The following is a 17,544-nucleotide window of genomic DNA, read 5'->3' on the forward strand; positions in this document are numbered from 1 at the left end:
TTAGCAAGCTATTGCTTGAAGTGCTTTTTCTTTAAAGCTGTCATTTACAACAAATTTTGTCTTATAGACAAAAATTTGAGCCGTATTTTCATTTTTTATCTTAATAACAAGGCGTTTATCGTTGTGTGTGCCACTTTTTATATGTTCGTTATAGCCAAGATTATAAAGATTAGTGATCTTATCTTTGCTAAGCTCACTAAGGCATAAAAGTACCTCTAGCTCAGCATACTCTCTTGCTTTTTGAGGGGCGCTCGCCTCTTCATTTTTAGAAAATTTAGAGTTTTGTTTTAGCTTTCTTGTTTTAAAGTCTAAATTTTGCGCATCTTCTAGGCTATAAACCTCGTTTAAATTTGTCCTTACAAATTGATCATCTTTTGTGATATTTATCCTAAAAGCATAAGGTAGGTCGCGTTTTGCTTCATCTTTTACTATATCTTCGATGTTGCCAAGCTCTCTTTCAAAGACTGCGATCTCGATATTTCCGTGAAAATCAAGCACGTTTATAGTGCCCATTTTCTTGCCACTTTTGGTTATCCTTGTGCTAAAGTCCTCGATCTTACCAACGACTAAAATTTCAGCGCTTTGCGGCAAGCTCTCAAATTCTGAGCTTAGAGTGTATTTTATCTTATTAATCTCATCTTTATAATCATCAAGCGGGTGGCCTGAGAGGTAGATACCAACACTCTCTTGCTCAAATTTTAAAATTTGCTTGATGTCAAATTCATCATTTATCGTGACAAAATTTATCTTCACATCGTTCATGCTCTCATCTTCGCCAAATAAGCTCTCAACAGCATTTTTACGGATCTGAGCAGCACTTTTGCAAGCTTCTATGATATTTTCTACATTTTGCATAAGCATCTTACGACTAAAGCCAAACTCATCAAAACATCCAGCTTTTATGAGGCTTTCAAAGACCTTTTTATTGACCTTAAATGGATCGATCCTTGAGACAAAGTCATCCATACTCTTAAATTCGCCATTTGCTTCACGCTCAGTGATAATGTTTTCAATAGCCGCTCCGCCAACGCCTTTAATCGCACCAAGCCCAAAGATAATGCCGTCATGATCGCCATTTTTAACGACGCTAAATTCTTTAGTTGATTTATTGATAGATGGTGGCAAAGTGTCTATATTTATGCGTTTTATCTCATCGATATAGCGAACGATCTTATCGACGTTGCTCTCTTCGCTTGTAAGAAGTGCAGCCATAAATTCAGCCGGATAGTAAGCCTTAAGATAAGCAGTTTGAAAGGTAACATAAGCGTAAGCTGCGGAGTGAGATTTATTAAAGCCATATCCCGCAAATTTTACAATTAGCTCGAAAAGATCGTCTGCTTTTTGTCCATTTAGCCCTTTTGCCTCAGCACCTTTTACAAACTCACCCTTTAGTCTGTCCATCTCTTCTTTGATCTTTTTACCCATCGCACGACGTACAAGGTCCGCCCCACCAAGGCTAAAGCCGCCTATAGCTTGAACGATTTGCATAACTTGCTCTTGATAGACGATGACGCCGTATGTTGGCGCAAGGATTGACTCAAGCTCTTTAAATGAGTAGGTTATCTCGGCCTCGCCATGTTTTCTTTTGACGAAGTCATCAAGCATACCACTCTCCATCGGTCCTGGGCGGTAGAGTGCTAGCATCGCGACGATATCCTCAAAGCAGTCTGGGCGCAAGCTAGTTCCTAGCTTTCTCATGCCCTCACCCTCGATTTGGAAAATTCCTATCGCTTGGCCGCTTTGTATCATTTTATAAACATTAGAATCGTTTTTATCGATCTGCTCCCAAATGATGTCCTTGCCAGTTCGTTGTTTTACCAGCTTTATGGCATTATCGATAACCGTTAGTGTTTTTAGTCCAAGAAAGTCAAATTTTATTAAATCCACATCCTCAAGATATTTAAGGCTATACTGCGTAACATATCGATCTTCTGGGCTATTTGGCTGACGAAATAGCGGAGTTTTATTCCACAGCTCCTCATTTGAGATAACGACACCTGCTGCGTGCTGGCCGGCATTTCTGTTTAGCCCCTCAAGATCAAGTGCAAATTTCCAAATTTTAGCAGCCTTTGGATTTTGACTTATTAGCTCAGCTATCTTTGGCTCTTTTTCATAAGCATCTTTTAGCGTAATACCAAGTTCATCAGGTATTAGCTTTGCCATCGCATCGGCTTCGGCGTAAGGCATATCACAAACTCTAGCAACGTCTCTAATGACACCTTTTGCAAGCAATTTACCAAAGGTAATAACGCCAGCAACGTTAAATTTTCCGTATTTTTGCGTAACATAGTCAATTATCTCGCCGCGCCTACTTTGGCAAAAATCCACGTCGATATCTGGCATGCTAACACGCTCTGGGTTTAGAAACCTCTCAAAAAGTAGGTTGTATGGGATCGGATCAAGGTCAGTGATCTTTAGCGAGTAAGCAACCAAGCTACCAGCCGCAGAACCACGTCCTGGGCCAACTGGCACGCCTCTACTTTTAGCCTCATTTATGAAGTCCCAAACGATCATCATGTAGCCTGGAAAATTCATTTTATTTATGATGCCAATCTCTATCTCAAGGCGCTTTTTGTATTCGTCATGTAAATTTTCAGGGACAAATTTTAGCCTCTCTTCAAGACCTTTTCTACATTCATACTCAAAAAAAATAGCATCATTTTTAAAGCTATATCTATTTTCAGGCTCTGGAAGTGTTAAATTTCTCTCTTTAGCATACTCAAGTGTAAATTTAAAATTTGGCGGAGTTGGGTTGCCAAGCTTGATCTCAAGGTTGCACTTATCCACGATCTCTTGGGTATTTTCTATCACTTCAGGGATATCTAAAAATAGCTCACTCATCTGCTCTTTGCTTTTTACAAAAAACTCATGGACGCTGTGGCGAAGTCGGTTTGGATCATCTAAAGTTTTGTTCATCGCGATACACATAAAAACCTCATGCGCGTCAGCTCGCTCTTTAAAAGTGTAGTGAGTATCGTTTGTGGCGATGACCTTTATGCCAGTCTCTTTGGCGATGCGTAAAATGTCATCATCAATGCGTTTTTGATCGCCGATGCCGTGACGCATGATCTCAAGATAAAAGTCATCTCCAAAAATTTCTTTATATTCAAGTGCGACCTCTTTTGCTCTCTCATAGCCCTTTGCGCCAAATTTGACGTTACGATCGCTTAAATTTAGATGCCAACTCACCTCGCCCTGCAAGCAAGCAGAACTACAAACCAAGCCCTCGCTGTGCTCTTTTAATATTTTTTTATTTATACGAGGATAGTAGTAAAAGCCCTCGATGTAGCTCATGGAGCTAAGATACATTAAATTTTTATAGCCAGTCTCGTTTTTGGCGATTAGTATAAGGTGAAAGCGCTGCTTAGTACTCTTATCATCAAGCTGCTCGCCATTATGCACGTAAGCTTCAATGCCAATTAGCGGCTTTATACCCTCTTTTTTCATCGCCTTGTAAAAATCTATCGCTCCAAACATATTGCCGTGATCAGTAATCGCCGCTGCTGTGTCGCCTCTATCATGAAGCACATGAGCTAGCTCTTTTATCTTGTTTGCTCCGTCTAGTAGGGAGTATTCAGTGTGTAAATGTAGGTGTGTAAAGCTAGAATTTTCACTCATTTTTTATCCTTTTTTAATGAGTGGATTTTACAAAATTTTGGCTAATAAGGTGCTTGATAAAAACTTAACGTGAGCTTTAAAATTTAAAGATTTTGTAGTTTGTGGCTAAGAACGAAGCGCGCTGTCATCTGACGCACTATGCTATTAAGGTCTTGTAAATTTTAAAATTTCATGAACGAGTAATTTCGGCTCTAAAAGTTGAGTTAAGCGGTCAGTGAAGCCAAAATTTAGTAGTCAATTCTTGCGAGTGAATGGAATTTTAAAATCTATAAGAGTGAAAAAGAATTAGATCGCGGACTAAGCCGCAATCCATTATAAATAAACTGGGATATTTGTGTGTTCTAAGAAAAATCTTGAAGTGCCACCAAGCACCATTTCCATAAGACCATTTTCACCATATCTGCTAGCAACGATTAGATCAGCGTTTCTATCAATAGCTGCTTTTAAAAGTGCTTCGCCAGGTATCATCGTAGTAGCAATCACTTCAAAAGTGGCTGATATGCCATGAATTTTGAAGTACTCTTCAAGCTTTTTAAGATTTAGTTCAGCATTATCTCCAAGGCTTGCTTTTGAGGTAATGCACTGAACCTTTTTTGCCTTTTTTAAAAGATCAATCGAGCCTGTTAATGCCCTTGAGCTTTGCGTCGTGCCAGTCCAGCTAACAAGGATATTATCGGCTTTAAACTCACGCATTTTTCTAGGGATTACAATCGCATTTTTACCGCTTTTTAAAACAGCTGACTCAAATGTACCAGTGATCTTTCCATCAAGTGGCACTGCAGCCACTACTAGATCGCAAAATTTACTCTCTTGCTCCACTATCGCGCTTCTTTTGCCGCTGTGAATCGTAAAATTTGCGGTGCAAACGTCTTCAATGATTTCACTAGTTACTTTTATGCCAAGCTCGGCACAAATTTTATTGAAAATTTTCTCATTCTCTTCATGCTCGACAGCTAGTTCAGATTTAGCTGATTTTAGAAATTCTTCAAAAAGCACTCCTCCACGAAGCGTCATTTTCATATTATAAACTACGCTTGGGTCAAGCTGACAAGTCATAATTTCCATATGTGTGTTAAACCACTGAGCAACCTTTAGGGCACCATAAATTCTTGGCTCGATATCGTCTCCAGCTCCTATTGGAAAAAGCAACTTTTTGTATTTCATCATCTGTCCTTTAAAATTTATTCAACCAAAGAGAGCGAAATTTTATTTCCTTTTTGCTCGCTCACACATACTTTGACCTGGTCGCCTATATTTAATGGAGCTTTTATCTTTGAGATATGAAGCAAGCCATCAATGCCATCTTTTAGCTCGATAAACACACCAAAATCAACCACACTCTTTACAGTTCCCAAAAACTCATCACCGATATTAAAATTTGGTTTTGAACGCTCTTTGTCGTGTTTAAAAGGCTTTTTGCCAAATGAACGTCCATTGTCTTTTGAAGTGATAGAGATGATGTAGTCTTTTGCAGCATCGACATTTTTCTTTGCTCCACCTGCGATTTTCACCTCGCCTTTTTCTCTATCAAGATCGATTGAGACTTCAAATTTCTCAATGATCTCTTTTATAGTCTTGCCAGCTTGTCCGATGATGTCTACGATTTTGCTTGGATCGACACTAAATAATTCAAGCTTTGGAAGCACATCTTCATTTATTTCTATATTTTTATCCGCTTCTGTCATCAAAGATAAGATATGTCCTCTACCACGTTTTGCTTGATAAAGTGCCTCTTTTAGCACTTCTAAACTAATGCCACCAAGCTTAATATCCATCTGAAGCGCTGTGATGCCATCACTTGTACCTGCTACTTTAAAGTCCATGTCACCGTCATGATCTTCAAGTCCCATGATATCTGTTAGCACTGCATGCTTATCGCCTTCAAATATTAATCCCATAGCGACACCTGCGACAAGTTTTAAAGTATTTACGCCAGCTGCTCTAAGTGCGAGCGAGCCACCACAAACGCTAGCCATCGAGCTTGAGCCGTTACTCTCTAAAATTTCTGAAACGACTCTTATTGTGTATGGAGAAGCTAGATCGATACTTGGCGCAAGGGCACGTTTGGCTAAATTTCCATGTCCAAGCTCGCGTCTACCAGGAGCTTTTAGTGGGCTTGCCTCACCTACGCTAAAGCCTGGAAAATTGTAGTTAAACATAAATTTCTCTACAAAAGGTACTTTTTCAGTGAGGATGTCATACATTTGAGCGTCGCTGTCAGTGCCAAGAGTAGTGACAACCAAAGCCTGCGTCTGTCCTCTTGTAAAGAGGCATGAGCCATGTGCATTTGGAAGCACATTTGTCTCAATACTAATAGGCCTAACCTCTTCAAGACCACGCCCATCAGCTCTTACGCCTTCATTTATTATCTGCTCTCTAACGATTTTCTTTTTATATTTACCAAGGACATTTGTGATAACAGCCTCGTCCCAACCCTCTTTTTGTGCTACCTCATCGCTTGAAATTTGTTTCGCGATCTTGCTAAGTTCGCTCGCGCGCTCGCTTTTTGCCATTTGATTGATAGCATTTTTGACTTCAGCTTTATAAAATTTATCGATATAAATAGCGATATTTTCATTTTCTATCTCAGGTTTTAGCTCAAGCACAGCGTCTTCTTTTTTATGCTCTTTAAATGCTTCTTCATAAGCGCTACTAGCTCTTAATATCGCCTTACCAGCAAAATCAATCGCCTCAACCATCATATCTTCGCTAAATTCATTCATTAGCTGTTTTTGAGCCATGCTGTCACTTAAGCTCGGATCTATCATCGGCTCAATCGCAACCATTGGGATAAGCTGCGTAGTTTGCTGAGGCAAGCTTCTCATCTCGATCATCAAAAGCTCATCTTTTGTGCCAGCTACATAAAGATCTATCGCACTTTGTTTTAGTTCAGAGTTGCTTGGGTTGATCACAAATTTTTCATCTATGTAGCCAACTCTAACGCCACAAACTGGGCGATTTACTGGGATGTCGCTAAGATACAACGCAACTGAAGCCGCATTTAGGCTCACAACTTGCAAATCAACCTCAGGATCAGCTGAAAGCACCATTACAACGATTTGAGTTGGATATGCGTAACCTTTTGGAAAGAGTGGTCTAAGAGATCTATCAATGATGCGAGCTGTTAGCGTTTCAAAGTCGCCTGGCTTTGTCTCACGCTTAACGTAACCGCCAGGAATTTTTCCAGCGGCGTAAGCTTTTTCAATGTATTGCACCGTTAGAGGTAAAAAATCCTCCTCAACTTGTGTGTCCTCTCTTGCAACAGTTGCTAAAACTACGGTATTTTTCACCCTTAAAAGTACCGCTCCGCTAGCTTGTTTTGCTACTTTATTAAGGTCAAAAATTTCAACCTGATTATTGACTTCTATACTATATTGCATTATTTTTATCTCCTTGTTGTTTTTGTAACGGCAAATAATAAGGGCTCTCTTCTAATATTGACATGATACGCTCACTCGTAGCTTCGATCTTTTTCTCGTAATACGAATCCACATCGATAAAATCAACGATCTTATTTATCGTGTAAATTTCATCAACCATATCATTTAAATTTGTAAAGACATCAGTAGCAATCACTGGCGTTGCGTATGAGATGGATTTTACCTTCACATCAAGCAACGTCTTTATGCAAATGAGTGCCGTCATACCAGTCTCGCACCCCTCATCGATTAGTAAAATATTTTTATCTTTTAGCTCTCCTATCAAATTTCCTTTTCGGTATTTATAAACGTTTTTTAAAATTTTTTCTTCATATTTTCTATGTGCTTCGCCGTAAATATAGTCATAGCTTATATTAAAAGCTTTTATAAGTTTATCGTTTAATACTATATCTTCTGTCTCGCTAACTATTGCAACATCACATTCGCTATTATTTGGCGCAGGTATTGGCTCGCTAAAGAGCATCTCGTAGCTTAAATTTAAACTTCTACAAACTGCATCTGTGAGTATAACTGACTCAAGCGACATACAAACAACTATCGTCTTTTTATCTACGAGCTCTTTTTTTGGCAAAATTTCAATTAGCTTGCTAGCTGCTTCTAATTGATCCTTAAATTTAGCCGTTATCATTTAGTTGGCACTCGATTTTGTGCTACTTTGTGAGAAGTCATAGTGCAAACCACCCATTGGATAGAAATTTATCGTGAAATAAATACCATTTTTTCTAGTTGACGCTGAGCCGTTTATTGTTGTTGTTGGCTCTACATCTTGTTGATAAATTATCCCGTAATTCCAGCATTTTCTTTGATGAAGCACGCCAACTCTCCAGCTTTTTGTGTAACTTCGCTCAATATCATATTGCCAGCCACCAATAAGACTATACTGATGAGGTAATTTTACTCCAAGACCACTTGTAAAATAGCTATCTTTTGTCGCACTATTTTTTATTTTGCTATCATTTTTCTTCATGGTGTGAAGCATATTTAGCCAAAATAGATCATTTGTGTATGAAAATCCGCTTTGTACCTTTTTTAGCTCTTTGCTCTTGTGTGAATACTCAAGCTTATTATAAAGGCTTAAATTTTCAAATGGATATAGATAGATAGCATTTTTTAAATTCGAATATTCATCTTTTTTTGTGTAATATCCTTGAGAAATACTATGTTTTATAATCTTTCTACCATTAGAGTTAAAGAAATACTGAGTCAAATAACCAGAAATTTCTTCCTTACTCTGCTCTTGAGTCAAGAAATTTTCATACTCATTTAGATTTTTATCATAGATAAACTCATCATCTAAATTTCCTTTTCTATAGCCTGGTAGTAGATATTCAGCTCCAAAATTTAGAGTGTGATAAAAGCTTTCATACGCTTTTGCAAGATCAGTGTGAATGGTAAATTTGTGGTAATTATTTACAAAATTTGTATGCTTATCTTCTCTTTTATCATCAAATGAATTTATCTTATTCTCGTAATTTATTCTTGAAGCGTATAGATACTCGTAAAACGAAAACGTTAAGCTATCATCAAGCAGTGGCACATGCACTGAAGCTGGAAGTGTAAATTCATACTGAGTCGCTCTAACGCCTATCTTTCTATCATATCTATGTGACTGAAGATCGAGTGAATATAAGATATTTGGCAAGACAATATCATCTGTAAATTTATGATACTGAAGCGATGGAAGCTCTTGAAGCGTGTCTTTGTTCTCATTTTTTGAGCCAATTTTTTCAGTGTCTATGTAGTATTTTGCATAAGCACCAAAATAATGATCGTCGTTTGCGATGAAATAGTTAAATTTAGAAGTTACAAGCGAATCATAATCATCGTCTCTGCCCTTTAAATTTAAATAATCTATATCATTTAGCTTTGTTGCATCTATCCAAATTCCCTCTTGCAAATCCGCTTCGCTAAGGTATCTTATAAGCTTATCTCTTTCGTATTTTAGTCCGATGCCTTTATGTGTTTTATTTTTTAGTTCAGCCTTATTTGAAGTCTCTCCTTTTTGCTTGGCTTGGTAGCTGTTTTTATCAGTAAATGATCCAAAGCTGATTTCGCCCCTTGAATCAGGCGACTCAGTAAATCTAAACGCACCATAAATTCCAGCACCTCTGTTTGTTCTTATCTGCGGATCAAGCTCGAAGTCCCACTCATTATAAGGTGCAAAATAAATCGGTTGTTTGTAATAAAAGCCTTCAGATTTTCCGTATCCAAGCTCAGGCGGCAAAAGACCTGTTCTTCTTGTGGTATCTGTTGAAAAACCAAAATATGGCAAATAAAAAACTGGCACATTAGCTATACGAAAGACTGGGTTAAAAAGGTGTAAAAATTTGCTTTGTTTATTTAGCATAGCTGAGCTTGAGGTGATGCTCCAGTCAGGATCTTGAACATTACAGCTTGAAACCATCGCTTTTTTTACTCTATAGTACTCACTATCAGAGCTACTTTCATCGCTTCTCATCCACACTTCCATGTCTTTATTCATCATAAAAAGCGATTCAAAAGCAGTGTCATTATTTTTTAAATTTAGCTTTGCATAGTTTGAGCGAGAGACTTCACTCTTTCCTTTCATCATATTGACATTTCCAAAAAGCTCGATAGTCGAATTATTTTGATCATACACAGCACAATCAGCTGTCACAAGATAATCTTGTGAATATACAACAACATTTTTATTGGCCGTGACGATGCCTTTATCTTGCTTTACATCATCAGCCAAAAGCTGCACATCTTGCACAGCTGCACTTAGATTTAAAATACATATCGGAACTAAAAATAAAATTTTACGCATTTATCACCACTGTTTTTGCTATTTTGTCTTGCCAAGTCTGTCTAGCTGGATTTGCAAATGCCCATGCAAAACCAAGATAAAAACAAGCTTCACTAACCAACCTAAAAATCGCTCTTACCAAGCTTGAAATAAAATTTGGTCTATCTAAAATTTCTACATTAATGCACATCGTCTTTGTTAGCATTTGTCCAAGACTCGCACCATAATACCAAACAAAAAATGCATGATAAATAATCTTTAGTGCGACTATTTGCCAAAAGAAATTTAAGGTCAAATTTCTGGCTTCATCATAGCTCATAACCGACAAAAAGGCATCCCAGTAAATGATCAAAAACAAAAAAGAAACAATACATTCATCAATTGAGTAAGCTAGCACTCTTTTTGAAAATGGCGCTAGCGAAATTTCTTCTTTTTCAAGTTTTTCAACTATCTGCATACTCATTTTAATGCCTGCCAGGCAATATCTTTTCTATAATGTGCTCCGTCAAATTTTACATTTTCGCAAAGCTCATAAGCTCTATCACGTGCCTCTTTTATACTCTTCGCAGTGGCTACGCAGACTAATACTCTGCCACCATCTGCATAAATTTCTCCGCCTTGCTCGCTAACACCAGCATAAGCAATGTGAGCATCTTTTACATCATTTAAAACTGAAATTTTAGCTTTTGGACTACTTTTATACGGATAGTCCTTACTAGCCATCACAACGCCAACTGCAAATTCATCTTTTAAACTAATAGGCTTTAGCTCGCCCTTTGCAGCATTTAGTAAAATTTCGCTTAGATTTCCGTCAATTAATGGCATCAATACCTCGCACTCAGGATCGCCAAATCTTACGTTAAACTCAAGTACATAAGGCTCATTTTTCACGATCATTAGCCCTACAAAAAGTACTCCACAAAACGGACTACCCTCGTTTTTCATCCCTTTTAAAGTTGGCTTTACAACCTCTTCTTCGACCCTTTTTATCAGCTCTTTTGAAGCAAGCGGACTTGGAGCATAAGCGCCCATACCGCCAGTATTTGGACCTTCGTCGTTATCAAGCAGGCGTTTGTGGTCTTGTGCCACTGGCAAGCTTACAAAATTTTCGCCGTCGCAAATAGCAAAAAAACTTAGCTCAAAGCCGTCTAAAAACTCTTCAACGACAACAAATTTACCAGCCTCGCCAAAGCTAGCTCCACTTAGCATGTCACTAACTGCCTCTTTGGCTTCCTCTTTAGAATTTGCGATGATAACGCCTTTTCCAGCACAAAGACCATCTGCCTTTACGACCATCGGCGCGCTTAGGGTATCAATAAATTTAAATGCTTTTTCTTTATTATCTGTATTTAAATATCTTGCGGTTTTTATGTTATTTCTAGCCAAAAAGTCCTTCATATAGGCTTTGCTAGCTTCAAGTCTAGCAGCTGCTTTGCTTGGTCCAAATATGAGCAATCCCTCTTTTTTAAATATATCTACCACACCTTCGCTAAGAGGCGCTTCAGGTCCCACGATAGTTAGCTCGATACTATTTTTTTTAGCAAATTTTGCAAGCTCATAAAAGTCTTTTATATTTAAATTCTCGCCAAGGCGTGAGGTCGCACCATTTCCAGGCGCAAAGTATAAATTTATATTTTTTTCGTTTTTTAGTTTTAGAGCAATGGCGTATTCGCGGCCGCCACTTCCTATTATGAGAATATTCATTTCATCTCCGTAAATTTAAAAAACCCGAGTAGGCGTCGCATAGAAGAGTGGCCCATAAACAAAGCCAATCTTGCAAATAGATGGATACCAAACGGTTGCAACTTCTCGCCTTTTCAGACTCAAACGAAGCCACATCACAAGGCATCCATACTTTTTCGCTAACAAAAAAGTGTTGGACCCCGTAAAATGCTGACTCGCTTCACTCAGGCAATAAAATTATATAAATTCTTTGCTTAAAGTAATGTTTTGGCAAGCGCGATACAGGCGTTTATATCTTGACTTTGGCTTACTATTGGCTCGGTAAATTTTAGCTCTTTTGCAGTGACCTTTCCAATACTTATCACTTGATAGCTCTCATCCCAGCCAAAATTACTAAGAAAATTTTTGACATTTAGTGGAGAAGCGAAGATCAAGATACTATTTTTTGGTGGTTTTAGCTCCATTTTGCAAGGATTTAAGACATTTTCATAGACGATGATCGCCTTTATGTTTACTCCGCCATTTTGCAAAATTTCTAAGAAATTTGAAGCGCTATCTCTACCTTTTAGATAAAGAACCTTTTTGCCCTTTAAAAGTGGCAAAATTTCTCTTGCAAAGTCATCTCCGTGAGCGTTCTTTCCGGTGTAAATTTCGCTAAATCCAAACTCTCTTGCGGCCGCCGCACAACTATTTGCGATGACAAAGACTGGCAAATTTATTGCTTTTATATTGTTAAATTTTAAAGCCTTAAAAGCATTTTTTGAAGTTGCTACAAACGCGTCAAATTCGCTTAAATTTATCTCAAATTTCAAAAACTCTATCTTGCTAACGCTTAAATTTACAACGCTCTCATCAGCCGTTTTTGTATTTGAAATAAGATAAATTTTACGCAACTCTTTTTAACCTTAAAAAAGATATCAAAGCAAGTAATGTGCAGGCTAAAATAACAATAGAAGTCGAATAAAATATATCGCCAAGCCCAACTAGCGGAGAAACGACGCCGCCTAAGAAAAATGGACAAAATCCAAGTATCGCTGAGGCTGAGCCTGCGTATTCTCTGCCTTCATTCATAGCTAGCGATGAAGCAGTTGGCAAGACAAATCCTGTAAAAAGAAGTAATAAGAAAAATGCGATAATGACGCCGATTACTTCAAATTTAAAACAAAGCATGAAAGCAATAAAAATGCTAGCAAACAAGGTACCAAAAAGCCCAGTTTTGAGCGCTTTTCGCTCATTTAAAAGGCTAGCAAGCCTTGCTCCTATAACAAGCCCTAAACCATTTGAAGCAAAACAAAAGCTATAGCTTACTGGGCTTAGAGAATAAAATTCTTGAAAAATAAACGAAGATGACGCTATATAAGCAAACATCGCACCCATCGCAAATGTCTGAATGCTTACGAAAAGCATAAATTTTTTCTTTCTTAAAATTTTGCCAAAAACACTATAAGTCACTAGCAAAGGCATTTTTAAGCGATTTGACTGACTTAAGCTCTCTTTGAAATAAAAGTTTGCGATAAAAAGTAAAATACCAATGATAGTAAGTGCCATAAAGATGCCACGCCAGTCGGTAAATTTAAGCAGCAAACTACCGCCAATTGGTGAAAGTATCGGGGCTAGACCATTTACGACCATCATAAGGCTAAAAAATTTAGTCATTTCATGGCCCTTATAAAGATCACTAACAACAGCCCTTGAAATAACCAAGCTGCCTGCACTTGCAAGCCCTTGAATAATTCTCATAAAGATAAAAAACTGGATATTTTGCGAGAAAAATATAAAAATAGTGCTTATCGTATAGACGATGAGCGAGATGGTAAGGGGCAGTTTCCGGCCAAATTTATCACTTATTGGGCCAACTATGAGCTGACCTATGGCTAAGCCTGCCATCGATGTCGTGATCGTTAATTGTGTAGCTGTGACGCTTGTTTTAAACCACTCGGTAATAGCCGGAAGTGCTGGCAAATAAAGATCTGTAACAAATGGTCCAAAGGCAGAGAGAGCGCCTAAAAATAGTAACAAAAATAGTTTGGAATTTTCTTTTTTCATAATTCTTCTTTAAATTTTAAAAAAGATTATATTATGACTTTGCTTTTTGGGTTATTAAGGGTAAATTTAACGTGATCTATAAAATGTAAAAGCCCTAAAAATAGGGCTTGGTATTACATTTTGTCTTTAGTGACAATTAAGAGCATTTTAAATTTATCTTTTATCTTTAATCCGTGTGGTATTTTGCCTGGTAGCACGATGGTATCGCCTTTTTTGATATCAAAATGTTCATCACCAATAGTTAGCTTCATCTCGCCATCAAGTGCGATAAGTAGTGCATCACCTGGAGCTGCGTGAGTTGATAGCTCTTGGTCTGTGTCAAAACTAAGCAGCGACATCGAGCCATTCTCATTTTTAACAAGCGTTTTGCTCACGATTTTGCCTTTTTCGTATTCGACTGCATCAACTAAGCTAAAAATAGCTGCCTTAGGTAAATGATCTATCATTAAGTCCTCCTTAAAATCAATTGAAATATATTTCGTTGGTTCGTTAAAAACTAGCTTACGCCACACTTTTTTCTCTATCAGGCAAGCTTGCTCGCCACCTATATGCATCTGCTTTTCACCGTAGTATAGGGTAGCACCACCCTCTACAACCCATGCAAGACTGTCACAAAACAGCATCTCATGATCTAGCTCCTCGCCCGTATCAAAAGCAAATACATCGACATGAGCGTTCTCGCAATCAAAAATTCTCTTGCTAACAACGCTTTTTGCGACGACTTTCGTGTCGGCGTTTAGATTGTAAATTTTACTCATTTTATATCCTTTTTTTGCAAAATTATAAAAGGTTAAGAGCTAAATTTCATTGACCAATGTTAATAAAAAGAGAAAAAATATCCTAATTAAAACTAATGTATATAAGGAAGTTCCATTTACAAAAAATTTCATAAAGGGATTTTTGTGTCTACTCTCACTCAATAATTACCATATCATATTTGTTTCTTTTGTTCTATAACAGTATCTTTTTAGTTTCTGTTTTTAATATGCGTAACCCGGCTTCCTTGCCGTAGTTTTGTAAGCTTCGTTAAGTAATAATCCAATACCCATTTGATGGAATTTCTTTTCTATGCCAATTACAAAAATATCTGTACAATCTTTGCCAATTGCATTTATACAACAAAACCAACCAGCTCATCATTTATATGATAAGCGAGAAAAGTCTTTTCTGTGAATCACGAATATATTATTCTGTACTTTCCAGTATTCCAAACCATTCTGAAAGGTCATATAATATTTCTCTTGACACAGCTTGCTTTTCTAATTTATCTTCAACTTCTTTTATTTTTATATCAATTTACTCTTCCACAACTTCTATACTTTTAAATGTATACCTTTGTTTCTTAAATTCTCTATGCAATCAGCTAGATATTCGATATTGTGCTCTTTGTAAATTGGACTGCTTATAATTTCTTCTTTAAGATTATCGTACTTTTCTGCTGTCCTTCCTCTATAATTTTTATCTTTCCATTCCGCAGAAACATTATATCCCCTTTTTTCCATCTCCTCCATAACCAATACATGGTAAATAAAAAGATGATATGGGGAATATGTAAACACATAGTCTACGGTTTTATGTTTCTTTTTCCATCCATTGCCCCTCAAAGCACAACATTCCCTGTGTTGTCCAAGAAGCTGATTTTTAGGCAATAAGTGGATAAGTTTTTCATGCCATAGTCTCATATTTTTCTCCTGTTAACAAGGTTGATTTTTCTAAATATTCATTAGGGTATTTCTTTAGTAAAGTGTTAATGCATTCAATTACAGCCTTCTGACTATTCTCCCCTGCCATATATCCATTTAATATATCAAATAATACCTGCTTTTCAATTGTATTTGCATCTTTTCTGAAATATCCCCATATATGAAGAATGGCATTACTAAAATCTTTTTTACTCTCCTTCATATCTCTTGTTTCCTGTATTTTTTCATTTAGCCATACAACATCCAGTTCTTTTTCCTTCAAGTACTCCCTTATCTCCAGATATGCTTTTTGCGATTTGCTTAGTACAAAATATTTATTTTTTGCCCATAACTCTTCACATTCTCTTCTTGTATCTTTGTGTCTCATGTTGACGCTTCTTTCAAAATATTCAAACCAAAACAAATCCCATACAATGTATCACAATTTAAGCATTTATTAATAGCATTTAAATTTTTATTTAGGTCATGTATAAATGAATATCCCGCATTGCTATATGTTAAAGTGGGCTCCGATACAAAGAATTTTTATTACTACAACCTATTCAAATTTATCAACCGCTGTTTTCACAAAAGCCTCCCAGCAAAATAATGGGAGGCTCTCTAAACAATTTATCTAAATTTAAAACTCTCTTTTAAACCTACTTTTCTCATTTTTAGTATCAAAACAGTATCACTAAGGAGCTTTTTGCTTCCGTAAGCCGTTGTGATATTGTATTTTCAACGGTTTTACAGCAGAAATATTTTTGTTACTCTACTCCCACTCGATAGTTGCAGGCGGTTTGCTCGAGATATCGTAAACTACACGGTTTATGCCGTTTACCTCGTTTATAATGCGGCGGCTTACGTTTTCAAGTAGATCATAAGGAAGCCTTGAAAAGCTTGCAGTCATGCCATCACTCGCGTCAACCACGCGCACGCAAACAGCGTTTTCGTAGGTGCGATTATCGCCCATTACACCAACAGAATTTACATTTAAAAGTACGCAGAATGCCTGCCAAGTTTTGTTATACCAGCCAGTACTTTTTAGCTCATCACGCAAGATCACATCGGCTTTGCGAAGTAGCTCTAGACTTGGTTTATTTACTTCACCCATGATGCGGATAGCAAGGCCCGGCCCTGGGAAAGGGTGGCGGAAGACTAGATCACGGCTTAGTCCAAGCTCAAGACCTAGTTTTCTAACCTCGTCTTTAAAAATTTCTCTTAGCGGCTCTATTAGCTCAAATGTCATCCAATCAGGCAAACCACCAACGTTGTGGTGGCTCTTTATCGTCTTACTTGAGCCAACTACTGAGCTTTCGATGATATCAGTATAAAGAGTGCCTTGAGCTAGAAATTTCACATCACCATGCTTTTTGGCCTCTTGCTCAAAAATTTCTATAAATGTCTCGCCTATAATCTTACGTTTTTTTTCAGGATCAACCACGCCAGCCAAGCGTCCAAGAAAAGTCTCGCTCGCGTCTATGCTAACAAGCTCAACGCCAAGCTTTGTTCTAAATGTAGCTTCAACTTGCTCTTTTTCGTTTGTTCTAAGAAGTCCGTTATCAACAAAGACAAGGATCAAATTTTCAGGCACAGCAGCTGCTAAAAGTGCCGCGGTTACAGAGCTATCCACGCCACCGCTAACTGCACAAAGTACCTTGTGAGTGCCTACTGTTTTTCTTATCTCTTCTATCTTGTTTTTTGCAAAGCTTCCCATGTTCCACGTGCTCTCGCAGCCGCAGATATATTTAGCGAAATTCTTTAAAATTTGCGTGCCGTATTCGCTGTGTTGCACCTCTGCGTGAAACTGGATCGCATAAAATTTTCGTTTATCATCGCCAAAAGCACAATAAGGTGAATTTTCACTAACAGCGATCACTTCAAAGCCCTCTGGCAAGTCCTTTACATAGTCACTATGACTCATCCATACGATTTGTTTTGAAGGTGTATCTTTAAATAGCTCATGCTCTTTAATAACGTTAAGCTCGGCCTTGCCATACTCTTTTTGATCAGCCGCTAAAACCTCAGCCCCATGTGTGTGAGCAAGTAGCTGCATGCCGTAGCAAACGCCAAGTATAGGGATATTTAACTCAAAGACGCCATTATCGCAAAAATAAGCATCTTTAGCATAAACGCTAGCTGGACCGCCACTTAAAATGATACCTTTTGGCTCTTTTGCCTTTATCTCACTAAGCTTTGCATTAAATGGCAAAATTTCAGTGTAGACGCCCTCTTCTCTTAGCCTTCTAGCTATTAGCTGAGTGTATTGCGAACCAAAATCCAAAACTATAATCGTATTGTTCATTTA

At 37.6% G+C, this 17,544-nt stretch carries 13 protein-coding genes; all 13 read right to left on the reverse strand.

Going from position 1 to position 17,544, the window contains the following annotated elements; all coding sequences use genetic code 11:
* Positions 1-3,618, reverse strand: a complete 3,618-nt coding sequence (gene dnaE / locus CVT17_RS06950) for a DNA polymerase III subunit alpha (RefSeq protein ID WP_107858505.1) — start codon at positions 3,616-3,618, stop codon at positions 1-3.
* A gap of 312 nt (positions 3,619-3,930) precedes the next feature.
* On the reverse strand, positions 3,931-4,782 hold the full coding sequence (locus CVT17_RS06955) for a universal stress protein (RefSeq protein WP_021091781.1): 852 nt from the start codon (positions 4,780-4,782) through the stop codon (positions 3,931-3,933).
* Positions 4,783-4,799: 17 nt separating this feature from the next.
* Positions 4,800-6,998: a polyribonucleotide nucleotidyltransferase gene (locus tag CVT17_RS06960; RefSeq protein WP_107858506.1), complete on the reverse strand. Its 2,199-nt coding sequence runs from the start codon at positions 6,996-6,998 to the stop codon at positions 4,800-4,802.
* Entirely contained in the window at positions 6,988-7,686 is a 699-nt protein-coding gene (locus CVT17_RS06965; RefSeq protein WP_021091548.1) for a hypothetical protein, read from the reverse strand. The genes CVT17_RS06960 and CVT17_RS06965 overlap by 11 nt, the downstream gene beginning before the upstream one ends.
* Positions 7,687-9,846: an LPS-assembly protein LptD gene (locus tag CVT17_RS06970; protein WP_107770708.1), complete on the reverse strand. Its 2,160-nt coding sequence runs from the start codon at positions 9,844-9,846 to the stop codon at positions 7,687-7,689.
* Positions 9,839-10,288 (reverse strand): RDD family protein, encoded by a 450-nt coding sequence (locus CVT17_RS06975; protein ID WP_072595114.1) that lies wholly within the window; start codon positions 10,286-10,288, stop codon positions 9,839-9,841. Before CVT17_RS06975 ends, CVT17_RS06970 begins: the two co-directional genes overlap by 8 nt.
* The gene (gene purD, locus CVT17_RS06980; RefSeq protein WP_107770707.1) at positions 10,285-11,529 is read right to left on the reverse strand and encodes a phosphoribosylamine--glycine ligase; all 1,245 of its coding nucleotides are present in this window, start codon (positions 11,527-11,529) and stop codon (positions 10,285-10,287) included. The genes CVT17_RS06975 and purD overlap by 4 nt, the downstream gene beginning before the upstream one ends.
* A 233-nt stretch (positions 11,530-11,762) precedes the next feature.
* Positions 11,763-12,401, reverse strand: coding sequence for a uroporphyrinogen-III synthase (locus tag CVT17_RS06985; RefSeq protein ID WP_107770706.1), 639 nt, complete (start codon positions 12,399-12,401; stop codon positions 11,763-11,765).
* Positions 12,394-13,554 (reverse strand): multidrug effflux MFS transporter, encoded by a 1,161-nt coding sequence (locus CVT17_RS06990; RefSeq protein ID WP_107770705.1) that lies wholly within the window; start codon positions 13,552-13,554, stop codon positions 12,394-12,396. Before CVT17_RS06990 ends, CVT17_RS06985 begins: the two co-directional genes overlap by 8 nt.
* A gap of 113 nt (positions 13,555-13,667) precedes the next feature.
* A complete protein-coding gene (locus tag CVT17_RS06995; protein ID WP_107770704.1) occupies positions 13,668-14,312 on the reverse strand; it encodes a cupin domain-containing protein in 645 nt (214 codons plus the stop codon).
* 555 nt (positions 14,313-14,867) lie between these two features.
* Positions 14,868-15,236, reverse strand: a complete 369-nt coding sequence (locus tag CVT17_RS07000) for a TIGR02328 family protein (RefSeq protein WP_084042241.1) — start codon at positions 15,234-15,236, stop codon at positions 14,868-14,870.
* Positions 15,220-15,624: a YbgA family protein gene (locus CVT17_RS07005; RefSeq protein WP_103649135.1), complete on the reverse strand. Its 405-nt coding sequence runs from the start codon at positions 15,622-15,624 to the stop codon at positions 15,220-15,222. Before CVT17_RS07005 ends, CVT17_RS07000 begins: the two co-directional genes overlap by 17 nt.
* 384 nt (positions 15,625-16,008) lie before the next feature.
* Complete coding sequence (gene guaA, locus CVT17_RS07010; protein ID WP_107770703.1) at positions 16,009-17,541, reverse strand: glutamine-hydrolyzing GMP synthase; 1,533 nt, start codon at positions 17,539-17,541, stop codon at positions 16,009-16,011.
* Positions 17,542-17,544 lie beyond the last annotated feature (3 nt).

The sequence above is a fragment of the Campylobacter concisus genome (assembly GCF_003048775.2).
GTDB lineage: Bacteria > Campylobacterota > Campylobacteria > Campylobacterales > Campylobacteraceae > Campylobacter_A > Campylobacter_A concisus_I.